This is a genomic window from Mycolicibacterium chlorophenolicum (assembly GCF_001044235.1).
Classification (GTDB): Bacteria; Actinomycetota; Actinomycetes; order Mycobacteriales; family Mycobacteriaceae; genus Mycobacterium; species Mycobacterium chlorophenolicum.
The window spans coordinates 107,260-128,498 of record NZ_JYNL01000008.1 but is presented as its reverse complement, the minus strand read 5'-3'; the positions used below and the strand labels follow the sequence as shown (position 1 = coordinate 128,498).

Here is a 21,239-nt window from a genome sequence, read left to right as displayed (position 1 = left end):
CGCTCACGAAAGGCGCTGGGCCACTTCCCCGTACCGCTCGAACCACTCGCGGTCGGCCAGCGCGTTGTACAGCACCAACCGTGTCGCCACCCCGTCGTACTTCGCCCTCAGTGCGTCGGCCAGGCCGTCCCACGTCGACTCCGTCGCGAACGCCGCGATGTGGTCGTCGGTAATCTGCGCCGCCATGCCGGCGAAGTCTCCGGCCTTCTGCTTCTCCCGGATCCGCGCCGTCGTGCCCTCGAACCCGGCTTCGTCCCAGATGAACGCGTAGTTCGGGGTGCTGCCGTAGAAGCTCATGCTGGCCCGGACGAGCTCGCGCTCGCGGTGCCGTTCCTCGTCGGTGTCGCCGACGATCGTCATCACCGGCACGATCACCGCGATGTCGTCGGGGGAGCGGCGCGACATGTTCGCCCCGGCAGCCCGATTCGTCAGCACATGGCGCCGGATGTAGCCCGGCTCGCCCAGCGGGTGCACGTGGATGCCGTCGGCGACCTCGCCGGCCATCCGCAGCATCCACGGGTTCACCGCGGCGATGTCGACCTTCGGATCGGGCGCGTCGATCGGGCCCGGGCTCCACTGCGGGGTGATGAAGTCCAGGCTGTAGAAGTCGCCGCGGTGCTCGAGAGTGCCGGTGCGGAACGCCGCGAAGCACGCCTTCACAGCGAGCACGTAGTCACGCAGCCGCGGCCCCGGATGCTCGAAGTCCACGCCGTAGCGCCGGACCACGTGCGTGCGCACCTGCGTGCCCAGGCCCAGGCGGAACGACCCGCCCGAGGCCTCCTGCACCTCCCACGCTGTCGCCGCCGTCACGAACGGGCTGCGCGGGAACGCCACCGCCACGCCCGTCGACAACTCCAGGCCCGGCGCCGCCTGCGCCGCCACCGCCGCGTTGAGATACGGCGTGCGGCCCGTCTCGGTGAACAGCAGACCCGAGAACCCCGCGGTCTGGGTGCGTCGGGCAAGGTCGGCGACCTCGCCCAGCGGCTGCGGCATCGTCATCGCGTCGACCTGCACGGTCGAACCCTACGCCGCGAGCCGCTCCGGGATTTCGAGCTCGGGCTCCTCGGCAGGCGTGTCCTCGACCCCGCGGTAGCGCTGCAGGTACCGGTCGATCTGCGCTTGCCCGATCGGCTTCGCCCAGGCGTTCTTTCCGACGCGCGACCCCGCGATCATCGCCGCGATGAACACGACCAGCGCCGTGCCGTAAGCCACCGCCACGGCGCTTCCCGTCGCCAAGGCGTGCACGAACAGACCCAGCGCCACGAACGTCAACAGGAAGCTGACATACGCGAACATGGCCATGATGTCCCCTCTCGATCAAACGCTACGCTCATCGTAGCGCTACGTTTAGTGTAGCGTTTTCTGCGACGGATGTATTCCGACCAGGGGAGCAGCGATGGCGCCGAGGGGCGAGGTTGACCAGCGCATCGCCGATGCGACGCTCGAGCTGCTGCGCACCCGCGGCCCGCGGGGCGTGACCGTCGAGGCGGTCACCGCCCGGTCCGGGATCGCGAAGACCACGATCTACCGGCGGTACACGGACCGCCGCGACATGCTGTCCGCTGCGCTGGAGCGGCTCGCGCCGACGGAACCGCCCGGCGCCGACGTCGCACCCCGGGAGCGGCTGCGCTGGGTGATCGCGCACGCCGTCGAGGCGGTCGACGCCGGCATCGGGTTCGGCGGCTTCGCAGCCCTGCTCACCGACGAGGACGCGGAGTTCACCGAGGTGTTCCGGCGTATCCTCGCCGGTCAGCGCGCCGCGCTAGAGCAGGTCATCGAGGACAGCTGGGCCGGCGTCGACGCGGAGGCGCTGATCGACGCGCTGGTCGGGGCGTACACCGCCGAGCGCGCCCGCACCGGGTCCGTCGCCGACGGGTGGGAAGAGCGGCTGTTCGCCCTCTTCTGGCCGGTGGTCAGCTCAGTCTGAGTCGCGGACCGCGAGGTAGTGCTGTGACTGCGCTTCGCCGTCGATGTACTTCTCCACGTTCTGCTCGATCAGCTGATCCTGGCCCGTCAGCCGCGTGTAGTGCTGGTGCATGTGCTCGCCCCACGAGCGCACGACGAACGTCTCGACGTACGTCGATTCCTCCTCGACGCTGCGGAACAGCCGCCACTGCGCTGCGCCGGTGCGCTGCCGCGACCGGCCCAGCACCGCCATCGCCGCGACGAACGCCTCCTCGTTCTCCGGCGCCACCCGGTAGGACGTCAGCACCAGCACGGGTCCGTCGAGCGGCTCCGGCTCGAACACCAGCGTCGGCTCCGGCCAGTGCGACGACGGGGTCAGGTCGAGGTCGCCGGTGCGCCGGTGCAGCGGCCACCACAGCAGCGAGACCGCGCACGCCGCCAGCAGGCCGGCGCTGACCAGCAGGCTGTTCACACTGCTGGTGGCCCCGGCGAGCACGCCCCACACCACCGAGCCGAGCGCCTGCCCGCCCATGAAGATCAGCTGGTACACCGACAGCCCGCGGGCGCGCACCCAGCCCGGCAGGCTCAGCTGCATCGACGCGTTGAGCGTCGACAGCGACAGCAGCCACGCCGCGCCGCCGACCACCAGCGCGGCGAGCACGGCCCCGAAGTCGTGCACCAGCGCCAGCACCGCCGTCGCCGCCGCGAAGCCGCCGGCCCCGAGCGCCAGCAGCGTGTTCTGCCCGAAGCGCGACCGCAGCCGTGACAGCACCAACGCGCCCAGCAGCGCCCCGACCCCCAACGCGCCGAGCAGCAGGCCGTAGCCCGACGACGACAGCCCCAGCTGGTCGGCCGCGATCACCGGCAGCAGCCCCCACAGCGCACTGGCCGGGCCGATGAACAGCGCGGTGCGCAGCAGGATGCGCCGCACGATCGGCGAGCTGCGGATGTAGCGGCCCCCGGCGCTCAGCGCTGCGAGCGCCCGCTCGGGCGGGAAGTTGTGCTCGATCGGCGGTCGCCGCCACCAGATCAGCACGGCCACGATCCCGATGAACGACACCGCGTTGAGCGCGAACACCAGCGTCGGACCGGCCAGCGACACCAGTGCGCCGGCGATCGCGGGCCCGATCGCCCTGGCGCCGTTCATGCTCATGCTGCCCAGCGCGGCGGCAGCCGGGATCTGTTGCGGCGGAACAAGATCGGGCTGGATGGCCTGCCAGGCCGGCGCGGTCAGCGCCTGCCCGCACCCGATGACGAACAGCACGATCAGCAGCACCGCGGGCGTCGTCAGCCCGAATCCGGTCAACGTGGCCAGGAACGCCACCCCGGCGGCCATCGCGCCCTGCGTCGCGATCAGCAGCCGGCGCCGGTCGATCAGGTCGGCCAGCACCCCGGACGGCAGCGCCAGCAGCATGACCGGCAGTGTCGTCGCCGTCTGCACCAGCGGCACCAGCACCGCGGCGCGCGGATCGTCGACGAGCATCCACTGCGCACCGACCGTCTGCATCCAGGTGCCCAGGTTGGAGACGAGCTGCGCGATCCACAGTGCGCGGAAGACCGGCGACCGCAGCGGTGCCCACGTCGAGGGAGCAGCCGTCGTCACCACGACATCTTGGCGTCGAGGATCGACAGCGCGCTGGGTAGCGCCTTCTCGGGTAGGGGGGTGTTGTGTGCGGCGCCCATGATCACGCCGACGATCGCGCCGGCCAGCACGCTGCGCTCGGCCTCGTCGGTCGGGCCGTCGAGCCGGTGCTGCAGCGCGTCGGTGATCAGCCCGATCAGCTTGATGAGCTCGGCGTAGATCAGCCCGTGCGCCTCGGGCACCTGGTACAGCAGCTGCTGGCCGATGAGGTCGGCTTCCCGGTCTTGCTCGGACAGCGAGCCGAACACCTCGGTCACCGCGTACTCGTACGCGGCGATCGGCGTCAGATGCCGGGGTGCGGCGATGAAGGCCGCGACGATCAGCGGCGAGTGGTCCGCGGAGATCAGTACCGCTTCCTTGACGCGGAAGTAGCGGTAGAAGGTGCGTGGGGAGACCTCGGCGGCCTCGGCGATCTGCTCGACCGTGGTGTCCGCGTACCCCTGCTCGGTGAACAGCCGCAGTGCCTCGCGGCGGATGGCCTGGCGGGTCTGCCACTTCTTGCGCTCCCGGAGGCTGCCCGACTCGATCCTCATGGTTCGACCCTCACCCGTCCGTCACGGGAGCGCGGCCGATCACCCGCTCGGTGTAGTCGAGGACGGGCTTGTACAGCCCGGTGACCGCGTCGGCGTCGCCGGTGCTCAGGGCATGGGTGACCAGCGTCGAGATTCCGGCGACGAGCGCTTCGCAGGCGAAGCGGTTGGCATCGTTGCGCGCACCGAAGATCTCCACGACACCGGCGACCCACTCCTGCTGCAGCTCGATCCGCCGCCGCATGGCGTCGGGGCCGGCGGCGTACACCTCGAGCAGATAGAGCCGCGCGGTGGCCGGATCGAGCGCGATGAAGCCGAGGTACCGCTCGAGCATCGCGGCGAACCGCTGCATTGGGGTGCCGACCTCCGGCACCGTGAGGATGTCGTCGATGACATGACGCTGCATCCGCGCATAGCCGGCCACGAACAGGTCCTGCTTGGACTCGAAATGTTGATAGAACGTGGCCCGGGAGACCTTCGCCTCCTTGATGACGTCGTCGACGGTCGTGCTGCTGTAACCGTTGGCGGTCATCACCGTGGCGAGGGCCTTGAACAACCGCTGCTTCTGGTGGGCCGCCACCTCTTCGCGGCTGAGGTGATGGCGACCGGACGCAAGCCGCTCGACCACGGGGTTCCCCCTCCGACCTCGGCAGCGTCGCATGATCTCGCAGGTGCTGTGACTGTGTCGAAAGTATAGGCGGGCCACGGTCCCCTCCGGTGGACGTGCGAGTCATTTCCTTTTCAAGAACCTTGTTGTCTCTCAGAAACACCGATGTTTATGTACGATGCTCTTGGTTTCTCTCGCAATGACTGTCAAGGCGCGCGCAGTGAGGGGTTGAGCGGAGCCTTTTCTCAGACGCGTCGGTACCTGGTGTCACCAGGTGGGGGAGCCGTGTGCCACCAGGGCCGGCGTGTCGCTGCGCTCGTAGCATGTCCTGGGTGAAGACACTCGGCCTGATCGGCGGCATGAGCTGGGTCAGCACCGCGCACTACTACCGGTTGATCAATGAGCTCGTCGCGGGTCGTCTCGGCGGATTACATTCCGCGCCAATCCTTCTCGCATCGGTCGACTTCGCCGAGATCGAGGCGCTCAAGCTCGACGGGAACTGGGACGCGGTCGCGGCCCGCCTGGCCGGCGAGGCCCGCCGGCTCGAGTCGGCGGGCGCCGACGCGATCGTGCTGTGCACCAACACCATGCACTACGTCGCCGCGGCCATCGAGGATGCCGTCGCGATTCCGTTCCTGCACATCGCCGACACCACCGCGCGCGCCGTGGCGGCTGCAGGCCTGTCGCGGGTGGGGCTGCTGGCCACCGCGTTCACGATGGAGCAGAGTTTCTACGTCTCGCGGTTCGTTGCGTATGGCGTCGAGGTCGTGACACCGGACGCCGACGATCGCCGGGAGGTCAGCCGCATCATCTACGAGGAGTTGTGCCACAACGTGGTTCGCGACGAATCGCGCCAGTTCTACCGAGAGGTCATCGGCCGCATGGCCGGCGTGCAGGGGGTGATCCTCGGCTGCACCGAGGTGGAACTGCTGATCGGCGCCGACGACGTCGCCATCCCGGTGTTCCCGACGACGCTGCTACACGCACAGGCCGCGGTCGACTTCGCGCTCGAATGACTGCCGAGGCTCAGGCTGTCACGGCCGTCTGCGACGAAATGTCGTCGGGCGGGCGTTGATATCCGGTCTCGACCCGGCCTCTGAGGAGGCTGACGAGGTTGGGGTTGGCGAAGAGCGAGCGGATGATCGGCGGGGTGTTTTCGTGAGTCAAGACGTACGTGGTGTTGCCTTCGTGCCAGACGGTGTTCGCCGGGTCGTAGATGTCGACGTTGTTGTAATTGAAGTGAAAGCTGGCCATTCCTTTCCTGGCGTTGCGGACGGCGATCTTGTTGGAGGTGTCGGCGGGCCAGTCGGCCCAGCCGTCCCACCGGCGGGCGACGTCAACGATCGCCCACGGCGTGGTCGTCGGCGTCGGAAGTGCTCGGGTGCCATCGTTCTCCCACAATCCGATCATCTGGCCCCCACCGCCCTGGCTCGAGCGCAGAGGATTACCGCTGAGCAGGAAGGTGACTCGGTCGGCCAGCGCCGCCCTGGTCGGATCATCGGCGTAGGTGCGCATCCATCGCGAGGCGACCTGAGCACCCTCCGAATGGGCCATGACGATGATGTCCCCGGGCGTCGAAGCCAACGCAGCATCGAGCAATTGAACGCCTTCGGTGATCGACGTCCGGTTCCAGGCGGCTGAGTATTTCACCTCCACCATCGTGTAGGGAGCCTTGGCGAACATGCCCCCGTACTCCTTCAACATGGGGTTGTAGGACGTCTTCCGGACGTTCATTCCGCGCAAGGTGAAGACTGTCGCGGCCGCGGGAAGTTCGATGCCCGTGGAGTTGCCTGCGACGACAGTGGGCTGTGCCGTGGCAGCCGCCTGCGTGGCGATCAGATCGCTGATATTTGTGCTGCCGCTGGTGGGATCCGCCGTTTGTGCGGACGCCCGCCGTGTCCATGCGAGCAGGGTGGACAGCAGCGTGGCCTGCGCCGGTGTCGCGGGCTTCGGACGGGTCGAGACATTCGTGGTGACGGCTGTACGGACCTTGACGGCAACCTTTTTGGTGGCGGTGACAGATTCTCCGGCGGGGACCGGTGAGGTCTCCTGTGCCGCGCGCCTTGTGGTGCTACCCGCGACGTCGGCGCCCGGATCGACTGCGCGAGTGGCGTTGTCCGCTCGTCGCGGCGTCGGATCGTCGGTCTCGGACTGGCCTCTGTCGGCGCGCTTCGTCGCCGTCGCGCGCGAGGTGGCGCTGTGCCGTCGCTGGGTGGTCGGCGCAGCGGTGGACTCGGCGCTGTCCACCGAGGTGCGACGCGGGGACCGGGGCTGTGCGACCGACGGTCGTGGCGCACCGGCCGCGTCACCGGCGGATGACTGCGAGGTGGTGGAGTCGGAGGTGTCGGCGAACGCAACGCTCGGCATAGAGGCAAGCGCGGTACCGATACCGAGCGCTACCGCCAGCGCGCCGATTCGTCCGATGTACCGCCCAGAATCCCTGGTCGAACGACGCCTGCGGTTGACTGACGCCGGAATGCGCTCGTCATCCGTGTCCTGCGACGAGTTGCAGGTTGCCGGATATTTATTTGCTGCAAACATGACATCAGTCTCCGGTGATATTGACAGCCCAGGGGACATGCGCGGTGGGGGCGTTAGTTCGTCATGGCGCGGTCTGAGGTTTTGTAACCGTCACCACTGGTTTTCGCGCTCAGAGTCTGCCACAAGCGAACATTCATCCCTGCCGATTGGTGGCAACAACTTGCAACCGCAAGAACAGAGGTCGGCCAGGTTGCTTCAAAGGCAGTTTGCTAGCTACCGCACGTCCAGTAGCTGGGCTTCGCCGCCCTGATATCTGCAGGCGCGTTCACCGTGGCCCCGCGACCTTTCGCCCTCTTCGCTCCGACCAGCTGCGCTCGCCATGCTCAAATCCAGTTACGTCCGCGCTCCAGAGGGGGCCGGACGTTCTCCGCGGTGATTGACGGCGACGAAGAGTCCGGATGTGGCTGGGTGATGGTCACCGGCCGGCGCACTGGACGCTGCGCGGCACGCGGTGAAGCGGTGGGAAAGCAGGATCATCGAGTGCACCACGCGCGTGCGGTGCCCTGCGTCGAGCCTGCGCTGGCGGCGGCGCGCTCAGGCTGTCACGGCCGTCTGCGACGGGGCGGCGTTCGGGATGCCCAGTTTGACCAGGATGTTCTGGTAGTACGCGCTCGTGGTGGGCACGACGGGAACGGGAATGTCATTGGGCGGGCGGTGGTATGCCGCCTCGACATACCCCCTGACGACGCTGACGAAGTTGGGGTCGGCTCTGAAGTACCTGCTGATGAGCGGTGGCTTGTTCTCGTGAGTCAAGACGTACGTGGTGTTGCCGTTGTGCCAGACGGTGTTCGCCGGGTCGTAGAGGTTGACGTTGTTGTAGTTCGTGTGGAACAGCGTCATGCCGATTGTCGCGCTGCGGACCGCGACCTTGTTGGAGGTGTCGTCGGGCCAGTCGGCCCAGCCGTCCCACCGGCGGGCGACGTCGATGATCGGCCACGGCGTGGTCGTCGGCGTCGGAAGTGCTCGGGTGCCGTCGTTCTCCCACAAGCCGATCATCTGGCCCCCGCCGCCCTGGCTCGAGCGCAGCGGGTTACCGCTGAGCAGGAAGGTGACTCGGCTTGCGAGCGCCGCCCTGGTCGGGTCGTTGGCGTAGGTGCGCATCCACCGGGAGGCGACCTGCGCGCCCTCGGAGTGGGCCATGACGATGATTTGACCGGGTGTGGAAGCCAATGCGGCATCCAGCATTTGGACGCCTTCGGTGATCGAGGTCCTGTCCCAGGCGGCTGAGTAGTTCACCGCCACCATCGTGTAGGGAGCCTTGGCGAACATGCCGCCGTACTGTTTCGGCATCGGGTCGTAGGACGTTTTCCGAACGTTCATGCCGCGCAAGGTGAGCACCGTGGCGACCGCGGGAAGCTGAATGTCCGCGGAGGTGCTGGCGGCGGCACTCTGTGGTGCCGCGGCAGCCGCCTGCGAGGCGATCAGGGCGCTGGTGTTCGTGCCGCCCGTGGCGGGATCGGCCGTTGGCTCGGACGTCCGCCTGGTCCATGCGAGCAGGGTGGACAGCAGCGCGGCCTGCGCCGGCCTCGCCGGCTTCGGACGTGTCGACAGATTCGTGGTGAGCGTCGTGAGGACCTTGACGGCGACCGTTGTGGTGTCGGTGGCAGGCGCCTCGGTGGGGTTCGGTGAGGTCTCCTGTGCCGCGCGATTCGCGGTGAAGAGGCGCTTGGGCGGCCGGGAAGCCGGGGCTGGTGACGTCGCCGCCGGCTCAACGGCTGCCGCGGTCGGCTGTGGCAGGCTGCGTGTCGCGCGCGCCGTGGTGGTGTCGGCCCCGTCGGTACCCGAATCGTCCGCGCGCGTGGCGTTGTTCACTCGTCGCGATGCCGGGCCCTTGGTATCGGACTGGCCGGTGTCGGCGCGCTTCGTCGGCGTCGTGCGGGAGTGCCGCCGCCCCGTGTTCGGCGCATCGGCGGACTCGGGAGTGCCCACTGACGTGCGACGCGCGGACCGGGGATGGGCGACCGACGGTCGTGGCGTAGCGGCCGCGTCACTGGCGGACGACTGCGAGGTGGTGGAGTCGGGGGTATCGGCAAACGCGACACCCGGCATGCCAACCAGCGCGGCACCGATACCGAGGGCTACCGCCAGCGCGCCGACTCGACCGATGTACCGCGCAGGATCGGTGGTCGAACGACGCATGGTTTGGATTGCTGGAGGAGATTTGCGCTCCTGTGAATCAACATTTGCTACAGGCATGGTTCGACTCCAATGATGCTCAAAAGCCCCAGGGCAGCCGCGCGATGGGGTGTTAGCCCTTTTCTGGGCGACGTGACGGAAATCGCAGGTGCGACCTCATGTATTTGCTGGGGGGAGTCTCCCACAGCGCAGCGGATCCAATAGCTGGTTTTGCGAGCAATGGTTGCAAAGGCAACCAGAAAGGTTTGCCGGTGTTCCTGAGTGCGATTTGCCAGCTATCTCACGCCGCATAACTGTGTTCGCATTCTGGATATGGTGCGGACGTATTCACCGTGGCCCGCGGCTTGTGGACCCCTGTCGCTCAGGTCGGATCTACTCGCCATCCGTAGGTTCAGTTACGTCCGCGTCATAGATGGCGCCGCCCGTTCTCCGCAATGATTTGATCGCGGCGACCATCTCGGAAGCAGTGAGCGGCCTTCGCCGTCGGTGGCGTGGGCAGCTGCCTGCTGTGCGATGAAACCGGATGTCATGCAGGATGATTGGGTTCTGTAAGCGTGTCAGCGGGAAGCTCGGTCGAGAGCCTCGTTGAGTTCCTCGACCGGCCGGGTGGCCCGGGCGCGCACGGTCAGCACCGCCGCGACGGCGAACGTCAGCACAGCGGGCACCGCGATCGCGACCTCCACCGCGAGGTGCATGAGCAGGGCGCCCACCACCGCGCCCACTCCCATCGTCGCGACCGCGAGGGCGCGCCGTGCGGTGAGGGCACGATCGGCCGACCGCCCGGTGAACCGGTTCTCGCCCATCAGCCCGGCCATGGTGGACGTCACCACGACCGTCGTGACGTCCCCGACGCCGACCCGACGGGCCGCCATCGCCTGCACGCCCATCGCGAAGGCCAGCGCCACCGTCAGTGCGTCCAGCACCGCTGTGCTGCCCGAGCCGAGGCCGTGCGCCACCGCGCAGGCAGCGAGCACCAGGGCGACGAACAGGATGCTGACCCGGATCCGCCAGTCGCCGGGCGAGCCGGTCGCGGTCCACCGCAGCAACCGGCCGGCCGCTGCGGCCCCGAGGGCGAAGCCGCCCAGCGCCAAGAACGCGCGTAGTACGGGAACCGTTGCCTCGCCGGTGATTCCGAGGCTGATGAAGATGAGATTGCCCGTCATGTTCGCCGTGAACACGCCGTGCAGCCCCAGATAGGTTGCCGCGTCCAGGATCCCGGTGGTGAAGGACAGGGTCAGCATCGACCACACGACCCACCTGTCTTTGGTCATCCGTGCCTCAGGCGGAACCGACGCTCCAGCCACCGTCCACGACGATGTGCTGGCCGGTGACGTAGCTGCTCAGCGGTGACGCCAGGTAGACGTAGGTGTCCGCCACGTCGTCGGGGTTGCCCAGCCCGCCGAGCGGAATGTGGCGGGCGAACGCGGCGCGCTCCGATTCCGGGGTGGTGCCGTTGGCGGCGGCGCGGTCCTCGAAGAGCTGCCGGATCATCGCCGACTCGATCTGGCCGGGACACACGCTGTTGACCCGGATTCCGGCGGGGGCGAGCTCGGCGGCCATGCTCTGCGCGAGGCCGAGGATGCCGAACTTGGACGCGGCGTAGGCCGCGTTGCCGACGCCGCCGCGCAGGCCGAACAGGGACGAGGTGAAGATGATCCGCCCGTCCGCGTCACTGTCCGGCATCCGGCGCGCGAACTCGGTCGCGGTCAGGAACGCTCCGAGCAGGTTGACGCGCAGCACGGCGTCGAATTCCTGCGGCGTGATGTCGAGCGCGGTCTTGAGCACGAGGATGCCGGCGTTCGCGACCACCACGTTCACCGGGCCGAGCTCGGCCTCGATCGCGTCTGCCGCCTCGCGCAGGTGGGCGGCGTCGGTCACGTCCGCGGCGAGGCCCAGCGCGCGGCCGCCCGTCGACTCCTCGACGCCGCGCGCCGCCGCCCGCGTCTGCTCCTCGTCGAGATCGACCAGCGCCACCCTGGCGCCGTGGGCGGCCAGGCGGGTCGCGATGCTCAGCCCGATGCCGCGCGCGGCTCCGGTGATGACGGCCGTCCGGCCCTCCAGCAGCGGTGTCATCGAGCACCTCCCGGGACCGCCGTGCTCAGCGGGGCGACGGAGTGACGGCGTTGGGCGCCAGCCAGTTTGGTGAGGCCGAGGTACACCGCACCGGTGACGATCAGGCCCGGCACCCAGGACAGGTCCGCACCGCCGAGCTTCTCCGCGATCGGGCCGGCGTACCAGCCGTTGGTGACGAACGGCAGCGACACCGCCACTCCGATGGCGTAGGCCAGCAGTGCCTGGAAGTTGAACCCGCCGTAGGTCCAGGTGGCCGGGTCGTGGTTGTAGACGCCGCCGCGGCGGGAGAAGAACGCCCGCACGTCGTAGCTGCCGTGCCGGACCAGATAGAAGTCGAGCAGGTTGATCGCCCCCCAGGGGACGAAGCCGAGCGTCAGGAACGACAGAAAGTTCGTGAGCTCGGCCGAGAAGTTGTCGGTGACATTGAGGCCGAGCCACAGCCCGATCGCGAAGGTCGGCAGCAGGAACCCCAGACGCACCAGCACCGAGGGTCGCACGTCCTTGAACGACGAGATCGCGGTGATCAGGTTCAGCATGCCGCCGTACAGGTTCAACGCGTTGTTGCCCGCGATGGCCAGCGCGGTGACCAACAGCGTCACCACGGCGACCCACTCGACACCGACCACCTCGCGGGTGGCCAGGAACATGTCGGTGCCCCCGATCTGCGCGGCCAGCACCACACCCAGCAGATTGCACCACGTGGCGGACACGAACACCCCGCTGAAGGTCCAGCCGAAACATGCGGTCGCGGAACTGTTCTCGGGCAGGTAGCGCGAGTAGTCCGACACGTAGGGAGCGTAGGTCAGCAGGAACGTCGCCATCAGGCCGACCGCCGTGAAGAACGGACCCGCCTGGAAGGAGCCGGCGCTGAGCTCGACGCCGCCGTGCAGGATCGAGCCCACGGTGACCACCACCACGGCGGCGGCCAGCGGCCAGATCGCCCATTTGGCGGCGAAGTGGATGGCGCGGTAGCCCAGCAGCGCGATGCCCAGGCTCAGCAGTGCCAACAGGACGAGGCCGCCGTTGACGCTGAACGTCCCCGGCATCGCCGCAGAGAGCGCCTGCCCGCCCAGCACCGCGGTGACCACGAAGAAGCCGCAGTAGAGGAACGCCGCCAGCACCACTGGCAGGAGCGCGCCCAAAAAGCCGAACTGCCCGCGACTCTGGATCAGCTGGGGGACACCGAGGCGCGCACCCTGCACCGAGTGCAGCGCCATGAACGTCCCGCCGACCACGTTGCCGACGAGCACGGCCACGACGGACCACCAGAACGAGTTGCCGACGATGATCGCCAACGCGCCGAAGATGGCGTTGCCGATGCTCAGGTTCCCCGAGAACCAGACGGTGAACAGGTCACGCGGTGTGCCGTGGCGCTGACCGGGATCGATGACGTCGATGTGACTGGTTTCGAGGCGGCTGACCTCGACCGTCTCCGGTGTGTGGGACATGCGCGTGCTCCTCAGTGGTGACGGTGGTCAGCGCCGTTGCTGACCACCAGGTGGTCCCGGGCTGATGCGATGTCGGCGGCCGAACGGCCCACGACGCGTTCGTAATTGGCCGGATCGGTGGCGCCTTCGGTGTTCACGATGAGCACGCACGCATCCGCGTGCAGCCCCGCGCGTGACCGCTCCTCGGGCGTGCCGCGCTCGGCCAGTGCCAGCAGAGCGCCGAGTCCCGCCGCGCCCGACTCGCCCGAGACGATGCCCTCGTCGGCGAGCGCCCGCATCGCCTCCTCGGCGTAGTCGTCGCCGATGCCGACGAAGACGTCGGTTCCGGCGGCCAGCAGGGTCCAGACCAGTTCGGAGGGCATGCCGCAGTTGAGGCCCGCCATCGAGGACCGGTGCGGGCCGGGCACCAGCGTCAGCCCGCCGGCGCGGGCGGAGGCCATCAGGCAGTTGGCGGTCGACGGTTCGGCGACCACGGTGGCGGGTGGCTGCGGACGGCCGTCCCGGAAGTGGCGCAGGCCCGAGGCGGCGAACGCGCCCACGCCGGCCTGCAGGACGAGGACATCGGGCTGGGGCAAACCCTGCGCGGCGAGGGCGTCGTCGATCTCGAAGAACATCGTCGAGTAGCCCTCGACCACGGCTCGGGGGGCGGCCTCGTATCCCTCCCACGACGTGTCCGACACGACGAGATGGTCGTCGTCGGCAAGTCGTGCCGAGGCAGCGATCGCGTCGTCGTAGGTGCCGTCGACGACCTCGACCGCGGCACCCTCCGACGCGATCGCATCGATACGTGCCTGCGAGGTGCCCTCGGGCACGAGGATGGTGGCTTCCAGCCCCAGAAGTGCTGCGACGCGGGCGATTCCGCGACCGTGGTTGCCGTCGGTGGCCGCGACCAGGCCGCGACCGGCGGTGGACCCGATGGAGGCGCGCACCGTCTCGACGGACAGCGACCCGTCCGTTTCACCGCCCCACGCCGCCTGCACCGTCGTCAGGGCGGCCCAGGACGCGCCCAGGATCTTGAACGACGGCAGGCCGAGCCGTTCGGACTCGTCCTTGACCAGCACGGTGTGCACGCCGAGGCGTGCCGCGAGTCCGGGACACGACCGCAGCTCGGTGGGCGCGTAGCCGGGCAGGGTCTTGTGCGTCTCCAGCGGCACCCTGCTCTCGGGCGCGAAACCGGCCGTCGGCACCGCCGGCCGGGCGGCGGGATTGGTGTAGATCTCGACAGTCGTCATGCAGGCACCTGTTCAGACGGAGGTGTAGCCGCCGTCGATCACCAGGGCCTGCCCGGTGATGTACGACGAGGCGGGGGAGGCGAGGAACAGCAGCAGACCGGTCATGTCGTCGGGGTCGGCCTGCCGCCGCAGCGGGATCTGCTCGGTGAGCTCTTCGAGGGCGCGGGCGGGGTCCTGCTGGTGACCCCAGAACGTGCTGTTGAAGGGGGTGTCCACCCACCCGGGGCAGACGGCGTTGACCGTCACGCCGTCGGGCCCCAACTCGTCGGCCAGGGCGCGCACCATGCCGAGAAGCCCCGCCTTGGTGGCGTGGTAGGCCGGCATGCCGGCATGTCCACGGAACGCGCCCGTGGACGAGGTGAGGATGATCCGGCCGGTCTCGGACTTTCGGAGGTGCGGAGAGGCGGCCTGCGACATCAGGAACGGCGCACGCAGGTTCACCGCCGAGCTGCGGTCCCAGTCCTGCGCGGTCCACTCGCCGAGAGGCCGCGCCTCCAGCACTGCCGCGTTGTAGAAGACGGTGTCAAGCGATCCGACGTTGAAGCTGACCGCGGCCTCCACGGCGGCCTCCGCTGCATCGCTCTCGGCGAAGTCGCTGCGCAGGAACGCGGCCTCGCCCGGAAGATCCTCGGCGACAAGGGCTTTGCCGGCCTCCTCGTTGCGGTCGGCGAGCAGCACCCGGTCACCGCGCTGACGGAAGGCGCGGACCGCGGCCGCTCCGATGCCCGTCGCGCCGCCGGCCACGAGGACGCCGCTCACGGGATCTCCGCGGCTTCGACGTCGAGGCCCTGATCTTGCACGGCCAGCGCGGCGCAGGCTGCGTCGACCTCGGACGCGGCCCCGCTCACGCCCAGCCCGCCGACCAGGTGCGTTCCGGCGAACACCGGGACGCCGCCCGGGAAGACGATCGCGCGGCCACCGAGGGTGTGGGCCAGTCCCCAGTCGCTCCCGCCCGGGGCGCTGCTCTCGGTCCAGGCCGCGGTCGGCATGCCGAAGGAGACCGCGGTCACCGCCTTGTCGAGGGCCAGTGAGCTGGCGCCGAGCTGGGCGTAGTCCATGCGCATGGCCGCCACCAGGTTGCCGCCGCGGTCGACGACGGCCGCGGCCAACCGCAGACCTTTGGCCGACGCGCGGGCCTTGACTTCTGCGAGCATGAGCTCGGCGACCGCGAGCGACATATCGGGGGCCTGCACCAGGTCAGGCGTCCCGACTGCGCTCGCCGTGGCCACAGTCTGAGTCATCCTCGCTCCTTCACATTGCTGTTGGGATGATTTATATTCTATCTCAGCGTCGCATTTGGCAAGCCCTTCTCACGACTTCCCTGGAGACCTCCGTTGCCCCAGTCCGGCCACCGCGCCACGCTCGCCTCAGGAGCGAAAGGCGCTGCCTCCACGGCGCACCCGCTGGCCACGCAGGCCGCGATACAGATGTTGGAGCAGGGCGGCAGTGCGGCCGATGCCGCGGTCGCCGCGCAGGCGGTGATCTGCGTGGTGCTGCCACAGGCGGCCGGGCTCGGTGGCGACCTGCTCGCGCTCGTGCACGACCGCGACCAGGTGGCCGCGGTGAACGGGACCGGGTTGAGTCCGCGGGGTCTCGACGCGACGCCGCACGATTCCGGGGGCACCTCGGTGACCGTTCCCGGGCTCGTCGACGGCTGGGCGACCATGAGTGCGCGCTGGGGGCGACTGCCGCTGGACGTCGTGCTGGCGCCGGCGATCGAGCTCGCACGCGACGGAATCGTCCCGGACGCAAGCCTTCTCGAGTCCGTCGACCGGCAGCGGGCACGCCTCGAGGACGGCGGCGCCGGGGACTGGTCGCTGCTGTCGGCCGCGACGCACGGCGGTCCGTGGCTGCAGCCCGAGCTGGCCGGCCTGCTCGAGCGCATCGCCGACCACGGGCGCGACGCCTTCTACAGCGGATCCGGCGCGGCTGCCGTCGTCGACGCCGTACGCCGCTGCGGCGGGTCGCTCGCGCCGGCGGATCTTTCCGACCACCACACGCCGTGCCCGCCGCCCGTGGCCGTGGACTGGGGCGCGGGACGCGTGCACGTCCAGCCGCCGATGTCGCAGGGAGTCCTGCTGGCCATGGCGCTGCAGCAGGTACGCCGGCTCCACGCCCAGGGCGTGCCCGTCGAGGACCACCTGCTGGTCGAGGTCACCGGGGCCGCCTTCGAACACCGCTCGTCGTGCGGGAGCGGCGCCTCGCTTCTCGATCTGGATCTCTCGGTCGACCTCGAGCGGGCCTCGGGACGCGCAGGCCCGCGCGCCTACCTCCACACCGCCGGCGTGGCCACGGTCGACGCCACGGGTCAGGTCGTCTCGTCGCTGGTGAGTGTCTTCGACGACTTCGGCTCCGGCGTCTTCGTGCCCGAGCTGGGCATCGTGCTGAACAACCGGGCCGCAGGCTTCACCGACGGGGACAACGCCGCGGCGCCGGGCAAGCGGCCGGTGCACACGCTCGCGCCGGCGATGGTGACCTCGCCCGCCGGCGTGCTCGGCATCGCCACCCCGGGCGCCGACGGCCAGGTGCAGACGCTGCTGCAGGTGCTCGCCGCGACGACGATCGCCGGAACCCCGCTCGCGGACGCCGTCGGCGCGCTGCGGTGGCGCAGCCAGGACGGCGATCTGTTGATCGAGGAGGGCCACCCGGGCAGCGACGCGCTGTCCGCGCGCGGGCATCGCGTGGTCCCGCGCGAGGCGGGCGCCGACGTGTTCGGCGCCGTCGTCGCGGCCGGCACCGACCCCGGCCCCTACGCGATCGCCGACTGGCGACGCCAGACCGACACCCGAGGATCGGCATGAGCATGGACGGTCTGACGGCGCAGGTGCTGCACGCCGTCGCTCAGCAGCGCGAGGAGATCGTCGCGCTGTGCGCCGAGCTGGTGGCTGCGCCCAGCGTGAACCCCGACGGGGACACGCGGGAGATGGCCGACGTGGTGACGCGGGCCCTGACGGACCGCGGTATCGGCTCCCGTCAGAAGCGTCTCGTCCCGACCATGCCGTCGGTCGTCGCCGAGCTCGACTCCGGCCGGCCGGGCCCGCACCTCGTCCTCAACGTCCACCTCGACACCATGCCGCCCGGCGATGAGTCCGCCTGGACCCAGCCGGTGTGGGAGCTGACCCGCACCGACGGACGGCTCTACGGCCTGGGCATGGGAAACATGAAAGGGGCGGTGGCCGCCATGGTCACGGCCGCGGCCTTGCTCGCCGAGCATCAGGGCACCTGGCGCGGCAGGATCACGTTCACCGCCGTCAGCGACGAGGTGGTGTTCGGTGACAACGGAGCGGCCTACCTGCTGCGCGAACACCCGGATCTGTACGGCGACGCGCTCATCTGCGGCGAGGGACCCGGATTTCGTCGTCTCGCGCTCGGCGAGAAGGGCGTGCTGTGGGTCGCGCTGACCGCCGAGGGACCCGCCGGTCACTCGTCGGCCGTGCAGCGCGGTCGCTCGGCCTCGGCGCGCATCGCACAGGCAGTGGCCCGCATCGACGACCTCACGGGGCGAACCGGAACGCTGCCGCCCGAACTCGCCGCGATGGCCACGTCGGAGGACGATCCGGATCCCGGGCTGGTCCTCACGGCCAACGTCGGCACCCTGACGGCCGGCACCTTCGTCGGCCAGATGGCCACCGGCGCCGCCGCCGAGGTCGACCTGCGGCTGCCGCCCGGCATCCCCGCCGAGGACGCGCTGGCCATGGTCGAGAACGCCGTCGCGGACATCGAGTCGGTGCGGGTCCGACGGCTCAAGGGCTGGGACGCCAACTGGACCGCGCCCGAAGCACCGCTGACCCGCGCCTGGGACGTCGCCTCCCGGGCCGTCATCAACGCTCCGCCGACCTACGCGATCCGGCTGCCCGCCAGCGACGCCAGCCGCTGGCGCCGCGAGGGGGTCCAGGCGCTCTGCTACGGACCCCAGCCGACGTGGTCCGCGGGCATCGACGACTACGCCGACGAGGACGAGGTCCTGCGGTGCGCCGCGCTGTACACGCTGACGGCCCTGGAGTACCTGCGCGCGCCGTGAGACGGGTCCCGCGGCGCGGGTTCGTATACTTCATCAACAGTGCGCCGGCTCGTTCAGCAACGTGCCGAGCCGGCCAAGACCACAGGACAGGAAGGCCGTGAGCATTACCTCGCCGTCGGTGCCCGCGTTCCCGGCGAACGCCACGCTGACCACCCGCGTCCACGACGCGCTCGAGACAGCGATCATCGCGGGCGAGCTCAAGCCCGGCGAACGCATCCACGCCGACGTGCTGGCCGCCCAGTTCGGCATGAGCCGCATCCCCGTCCGCGAGGCGCTGCGCTCCCTGCACGAGGCCGGGTGGGTCGACATCAAGCCGCGGCACGGCGTCCACGTGCGCGAGCGGACGGCCGAGGAACTCGGTGAGCTCTTCGAGTTCCGCGCCGTGGTCGAGGGACTCGTGGCCCGGTGGGCCGCGCTGCGCCGCACCGACGCCGACCTCGACCTGCTCGCCGCCCGCATCCAGGAGAGCAAGGACGCCAGCGACGAGCGTGCCTCCGGCGCCGGGTTCTACGCCGCGCTGCGCGCCGCGGCGAGGAACTCGGTGCTGGCCACCACCTCGGCGGCCCTGGAGAAGCGGGCGCGGTTCTACTTCTCCACCGTCGCGCACGAGCTCGGCGAGGATTGGCGGCACGTCCACGAAGAGGTGCTCGAGCACGTGCGCGCCCAGGACGCCGACGCCGCCGACCGCGTGGCCCATCAACACATCGAGGACACCGGCAAGGCGGTCGCCGCCCTGCTGTTCACCGAGTGACGACGCGCTCAGCGGTGCCCGGACGGAGGGTGCCGGACGGCGTTGAACACCAGCTGGTCGTGACCGGGGATCAGCCGGGCGTCCGCGTCGGCCGCGTCGGCGAGTAGCCGCTCCAGGGACGACGACGCCGCGGCCTCGTCCTCGACCGCACCGCCGGCGCAGTAACCGCACGGCACGCGGTCGAGCAGGTTCTGTCCCAGATCGGCGGCGTCCGCGGCGAAGATCCATGTGCCGGTCTGGGGCAGCTCGATGCGCAGGGAGACGTGGCCCGGCGTGTGTCCGGGTGTGGACACGACCGTGACCCCGGGTGCGACCTCGGCGTCGCCGTCGAGGACCTCCCAGCGGGTGCGCGGATCGGACCAGTCGGGCGCGCGGAAGCCCTCCTCGAATGTCGCCCGCCCGCTGCGCGCGAACTCCAGCTCCGCCCGGTGGATCGCGACCGGCACGCCGGCCTCGGCCAGCAGCGGGATACCGCCGGAGTGATCCAGATGCAGATGGCTGATCACGGCCAAGTACAGATCACCGACCGCGAGGCCGACCGCGGCCAGCGCCTCGACTAGAGGGTCACCGGCGAGACCCCAGTTCCAGCGGGTCGGGTCGGGCGGCGTGGGGTGCAGCGACCAGGTGGGGCGGTCCGGATCCGCGCCGGCATCCACGGCCGCGGCCCGGTAGCTGTCCTGGGTCTCGTCGGCGTCGAGGGCCTCGCGGCCCATCCCGGTGTCGAACAGCACCCAGCCGTCGTCGGTGTCGACCAGCACCCCGTACAGCGGCTCCCACCCCAGATCGGACGGCCCGTCGCGCAGCGACAGCGACCGGGGCACCCGTTCCGCGCCGTACTGCAGCAGGAACATCCGTGACGCCTGAACAGCCACCGGTCCGCCCTTCGTCGTCGTCAGGACACTCGCGTACCGAGCCGTCGCAGCGCCAGCAGCACGAGGGCGTACACCGCGGCGCCCTCCGGCCACTGCGTCACGATCCGGCCGGTCGACGAGGCGAAGTAGTTACTGCCGTCGACCCAGGCGGTGCTGCTGATGCGGTGCTGGACCCATCGGTTGTACGCGCTCACCACGCTGCCACGTGCGTCCACCTGGGATTTGCCTTTCCGCAGCACGCGGGTGATCTGGGAGACGATGAAATCCGCCTCGTGCTCGAAGTTCGACACCGTGAGCCCGCCGTTGGTGTTGGGGCCGTACATGATGAAGAAGTTCGGGAACCCGGGGACCATCAGCCCGGCCAGCGCGTACGGATCGGGTCCCCACACGGTGTTCAGGTCGATGCCGTTGCGACCCCGAACCTGCAGTGAGGCAAGGAATCTCGTCGCCACATAGCCGGTGGCCAGCACCAGCACGTCGGCCTTGCGTTCCGCGCCGTCGCTGTCGATGATGCCGGTGCTCGTGCACGAGACCACGGCTTTCGGGACCAGATGGACATCGTCGCGCAGCAGCGCCGGGTAGAAGTCGCTCGTGACCACCGTCCGCTTCCCGGCGAACGGATAGTCGGGCAGCAGCGCGTCGGCGAGATCGGGGCGGTCGGCGAAGACCTCCGCGAGATAGGCGCGGGCCTTGTTCTCCCAGCGCCGGTTCATCCTGCTGCCGGCGCGGAACACTGCGCCGTGCCATTCGCGGCGCTCCTGACGCACATAGAGGCGAACCCGATTCAGCCGCTGCATCATGGGGAGGGAGAAGAGCCGCCGCTCCCACGCGCTGAAGTCGCGGTCACCCTTGGGCAGCACCCATCCGGGCTGGCGCTGGTAGACGGTGACCGACCGGGCGTGCGGCGCCACCGTCGGGACCACCTGCGCGGCACTGGATCCGGTGCCGACCACGGCGACGTCCTTGCCCGTGACGTCGAGCGCCTCGTCCCACTCGGCGGTGTGCACCACCTCACCGCTGAAGTCCTCGAGTCCGGGCCACACCGGGAACTTCGGTGACGCGAACAGGCCGACGGCGGACACCACGAAGCCGAAGCGCTCGCTCTCGCCCGCGGCGGTCTGCACGACGTACTCGCAGGACGCGTCGTCCCACGTCACGGAGTCCACGGTCTCCTTGAACCGGATCGAGTCCATGACGCCGAAGGACTCGGCCACGTGCTCGAGGTACTCCTGGATCTCGGCGCGGCGGACGTGCGTACGGCTCCAGTCGTACGGCGCGAACGAGTAGGCGTACAGGTGCGACGCGGCGTCGGTCTCCGCGCCCGGATAGCGGTTCTCCCACCAGGTTCCGCCGACGCCCTCGGAACGCTCGAAGATCACGTAGTCGATCCCGGCCCGCTGCAGTTTGATGGCGGTGACGATGCCGGCGAAGCCGGCGCCGATGATCGCGACGCGCGGCGGGCTGGCCACGGACATGGATGC

General features: G+C 69.7%; 20 protein-coding genes. 5 read left to right on the top strand and 15 right to left on the bottom strand.

What is annotated here, in order from left to right; translation table 11 throughout:
* Positions 1-3 precede the first annotated feature (3 nt).
* Positions 4-1,014, bottom strand: coding sequence for a TIGR03617 family F420-dependent LLM class oxidoreductase (locus MCHLDSM_RS03750; RefSeq protein WP_048468931.1), 1,011 nt, complete (start codon positions 1,012-1,014; stop codon positions 4-6).
* A gap of 9 nt (positions 1,015-1,023) precedes the next feature.
* Positions 1,024-1,302 (bottom strand): hypothetical protein, encoded by a 279-nt coding sequence (locus tag MCHLDSM_RS03745; protein ID WP_048468930.1) that lies wholly within the window; start codon positions 1,300-1,302, stop codon positions 1,024-1,026.
* 94 nt (positions 1,303-1,396) lie between these two features.
* Here MCHLDSM_RS03745 and MCHLDSM_RS03740 point away from each other — a divergent pair, with 94 nt between their 5' ends.
* Entirely contained in the window at positions 1,397-1,927 is a 531-nt protein-coding gene (locus MCHLDSM_RS03740) for a TetR/AcrR family transcriptional regulator (RefSeq protein WP_048468929.1), read from the top strand.
* Here MCHLDSM_RS03740 and MCHLDSM_RS03735 read toward each other — a convergent pair.
* Genes MCHLDSM_RS03735 through MCHLDSM_RS03725 form a run of 3 tightly spaced genes read right to left on the bottom strand, consistent with a single transcriptional unit; the run spans position 1,919 to position 4,705 of the window.
* Positions 1,919-3,508 carry an MFS transporter gene (locus MCHLDSM_RS03735; RefSeq protein WP_109788739.1) on the bottom strand — a complete coding sequence of 530 codons (1,590 nt, stop codon included), beginning with the start codon at positions 3,506-3,508 and terminating at the stop codon, positions 1,919-1,921. The genes MCHLDSM_RS03740 and MCHLDSM_RS03735 overlap by 9 nt on opposite strands.
* Positions 3,505-4,080: a TetR/AcrR family transcriptional regulator gene (locus MCHLDSM_RS03730; RefSeq protein ID WP_048468927.1), complete on the bottom strand. Its 576-nt coding sequence runs from the start codon at positions 4,078-4,080 to the stop codon at positions 3,505-3,507. Before MCHLDSM_RS03730 ends, MCHLDSM_RS03735 begins: the two co-directional genes overlap by 4 nt.
* Positions 4,081-4,090: 10 nt before the next feature.
* Positions 4,091-4,705 carry a TetR/AcrR family transcriptional regulator gene (locus MCHLDSM_RS03725; RefSeq protein WP_048468926.1) on the bottom strand — a complete coding sequence of 205 codons (615 nt, stop codon included), beginning with the start codon at positions 4,703-4,705 and terminating at the stop codon, positions 4,091-4,093.
* 311 nt (positions 4,706-5,016) lie between these two features.
* Between MCHLDSM_RS03725 and MCHLDSM_RS03720 the strand changes: the two genes are divergently transcribed.
* Positions 5,017-5,700, top strand: coding sequence for an aspartate/glutamate racemase family protein (locus MCHLDSM_RS03720; RefSeq protein WP_048469001.1), 684 nt, complete (start codon positions 5,017-5,019; stop codon positions 5,698-5,700).
* Between the two features lie 10 nt (positions 5,701-5,710).
* Here MCHLDSM_RS03720 and MCHLDSM_RS34865 read toward each other — a convergent pair whose 3' ends face one another.
* The 8 genes from MCHLDSM_RS34865 to MCHLDSM_RS03680 all read right to left on the bottom strand — a co-directional run bounded on the left by MCHLDSM_RS34865 (position 5,711) and on the right by MCHLDSM_RS03680 (position 15,355).
* Entirely contained in the window at positions 5,711-7,264 is a 1,554-nt protein-coding gene (locus MCHLDSM_RS34865) for a PE-PPE domain-containing protein (protein ID WP_082168686.1), read from the bottom strand.
* A 495-nt stretch (positions 7,265-7,759) separates the two neighbouring features.
* Positions 7,760-9,364, bottom strand: coding sequence for a PE-PPE domain-containing protein (locus MCHLDSM_RS03710; protein WP_158023717.1), 1,605 nt, complete (start codon positions 9,362-9,364; stop codon positions 7,760-7,762).
* A gap of 554 nt (positions 9,365-9,918) precedes the next feature.
* Complete coding sequence (locus MCHLDSM_RS03705; protein WP_048468924.1) at positions 9,919-10,632, bottom strand: YoaK family protein; 714 nt, start codon at positions 10,630-10,632, stop codon at positions 9,919-9,921.
* A 7-nt stretch (positions 10,633-10,639) separates the two neighbouring features.
* Positions 10,640-11,434 carry an SDR family NAD(P)-dependent oxidoreductase gene (locus MCHLDSM_RS03700; RefSeq protein ID WP_048468923.1) on the bottom strand — a complete coding sequence of 265 codons (795 nt, stop codon included), beginning with the start codon at positions 11,432-11,434 and terminating at the stop codon, positions 10,640-10,642.
* Positions 11,431-12,882, bottom strand: a complete 1,452-nt coding sequence (locus MCHLDSM_RS03695) for a purine-cytosine permease family protein (RefSeq protein WP_048468922.1) — start codon at positions 12,880-12,882, stop codon at positions 11,431-11,433. The genes MCHLDSM_RS03700 and MCHLDSM_RS03695 overlap by 4 nt, the downstream gene beginning before the upstream one ends.
* 11 nt (positions 12,883-12,893) lie before the next feature.
* Positions 12,894-14,114 (bottom strand): diaminopropionate ammonia-lyase, encoded by a 1,221-nt coding sequence (locus MCHLDSM_RS03690; RefSeq protein ID WP_063840600.1) that lies wholly within the window; start codon positions 14,112-14,114, stop codon positions 12,894-12,896.
* A gap of 12 nt (positions 14,115-14,126) precedes the next feature.
* Entirely contained in the window at positions 14,127-14,873 is a 747-nt protein-coding gene (locus MCHLDSM_RS03685; RefSeq protein ID WP_048468921.1) for an SDR family NAD(P)-dependent oxidoreductase, read from the bottom strand.
* A complete protein-coding gene (locus MCHLDSM_RS03680; RefSeq protein WP_082168684.1) occupies positions 14,870-15,355 on the bottom strand; it encodes a GlcG/HbpS family heme-binding protein in 486 nt (161 codons plus the stop codon). Before MCHLDSM_RS03680 ends, MCHLDSM_RS03685 begins: the two co-directional genes overlap by 4 nt.
* Before the next feature lie 93 nt (positions 15,356-15,448).
* Here MCHLDSM_RS03680 and MCHLDSM_RS03675 point away from each other — a divergent pair, with 93 nt between their 5' ends.
* From MCHLDSM_RS03675 to MCHLDSM_RS03665, 3 genes are all read left to right on the top strand, one after another.
* Positions 15,449-16,915 (top strand): gamma-glutamyltransferase, encoded by a 1,467-nt coding sequence (locus MCHLDSM_RS03675; RefSeq protein WP_048468919.1) that lies wholly within the window; start codon positions 15,449-15,451, stop codon positions 16,913-16,915.
* Positions 16,912-18,135 (top strand): M20 family metallopeptidase, encoded by a 1,224-nt coding sequence (locus MCHLDSM_RS03670; RefSeq protein WP_048468918.1) that lies wholly within the window; start codon positions 16,912-16,914, stop codon positions 18,133-18,135. Before MCHLDSM_RS03675 ends, MCHLDSM_RS03670 begins: the two co-directional genes overlap by 4 nt.
* 97 nt (positions 18,136-18,232) lie before the next feature.
* The gene (locus MCHLDSM_RS03665) at positions 18,233-18,886 is read left to right on the top strand and encodes a GntR family transcriptional regulator (protein ID WP_048468917.1); all 654 of its coding nucleotides are present in this window, start codon (positions 18,233-18,235) and stop codon (positions 18,884-18,886) included.
* Between the two features lie 8 nt (positions 18,887-18,894).
* On the opposite strand, the gene MCHLDSM_RS34860 is transcribed toward MCHLDSM_RS03665, so the two are convergent.
* A complete protein-coding gene (locus tag MCHLDSM_RS34860; protein WP_131722584.1) occupies positions 18,895-19,758 on the bottom strand; it encodes an N-acyl homoserine lactonase family protein in 864 nt (287 codons plus the stop codon).
* Positions 19,759-19,778: 20 nt separating this feature from the next.
* Complete coding sequence (locus MCHLDSM_RS03655) at positions 19,779-21,233, bottom strand: flavin-containing monooxygenase (RefSeq protein WP_053082843.1); 1,455 nt, start codon at positions 21,231-21,233, stop codon at positions 19,779-19,781.
* Positions 21,234-21,239 lie beyond the last annotated feature (6 nt).

Excerpts from the sequence above, each read along its gene's own strand:
- MCHLDSM_RS03745 (WP_048468930.1), bottom strand. The coding sequence starts at position 1,302 with ATGGCCATGTTCGCGTATGTCAGCTTCCTGTTGACGTTCGTGGCGCTG.
- MCHLDSM_RS03740 (WP_048468929.1), top strand. The coding sequence starts at position 1,397 with ATGGCGCCGAGGGGCGAGGTTGACCAGCGCATCGCCGATGCGACGCTC.
- MCHLDSM_RS03730 (WP_048468927.1), bottom strand. The coding sequence starts at position 4,080 with ATGAGGATCGAGTCGGGCAGCCTCCGGGAGCGCAAGAAGTGGCAGACC.
- MCHLDSM_RS34865 (WP_082168686.1), bottom strand. The coding sequence starts at position 7,264 with ATGTCCCCTGGGCTGTCAATATCACCGGAGACTGATGTCATGTTTGCA.
- MCHLDSM_RS03710 (WP_158023717.1), bottom strand. The coding sequence starts at position 9,364 with ATGCGTCGTTCGACCACCGATCCTGCGCGGTACATCGGTCGAGTCGGC.
- MCHLDSM_RS03705 (WP_048468924.1), bottom strand. The coding sequence starts at position 10,632 with ATGACCAAAGACAGGTGGGTCGTGTGGTCGATGCTGACCCTGTCCTTC.
- MCHLDSM_RS03700 (WP_048468923.1), bottom strand. The coding sequence starts at position 11,434 with ATGACACCGCTGCTGGAGGGCCGGACGGCCGTCATCACCGGAGCCGCG.
- MCHLDSM_RS03695 (WP_048468922.1), bottom strand. The coding sequence starts at position 12,882 with ATGTCCCACACACCGGAGACGGTCGAGGTCAGCCGCCTCGAAACCAGT.
- MCHLDSM_RS03690 (WP_063840600.1), bottom strand. The coding sequence starts at position 14,114 with ATGACGACTGTCGAGATCTACACCAATCCCGCCGCCCGGCCGGCGGTG.
- MCHLDSM_RS03680 (WP_082168684.1), bottom strand. The coding sequence starts at position 15,355 with ATGACTCAGACTGTGGCCACGGCGAGCGCAGTCGGGACGCCTGACCTG.
- MCHLDSM_RS03670 (WP_048468918.1), top strand. The coding sequence starts at position 16,912 with ATGAGCATGGACGGTCTGACGGCGCAGGTGCTGCACGCCGTCGCTCAG.
- MCHLDSM_RS03655 (WP_053082843.1), bottom strand. The coding sequence starts at position 21,233 with ATGTCCGTGGCCAGCCCGCCGCGCGTCGCGATCATCGGCGCCGGCTTC.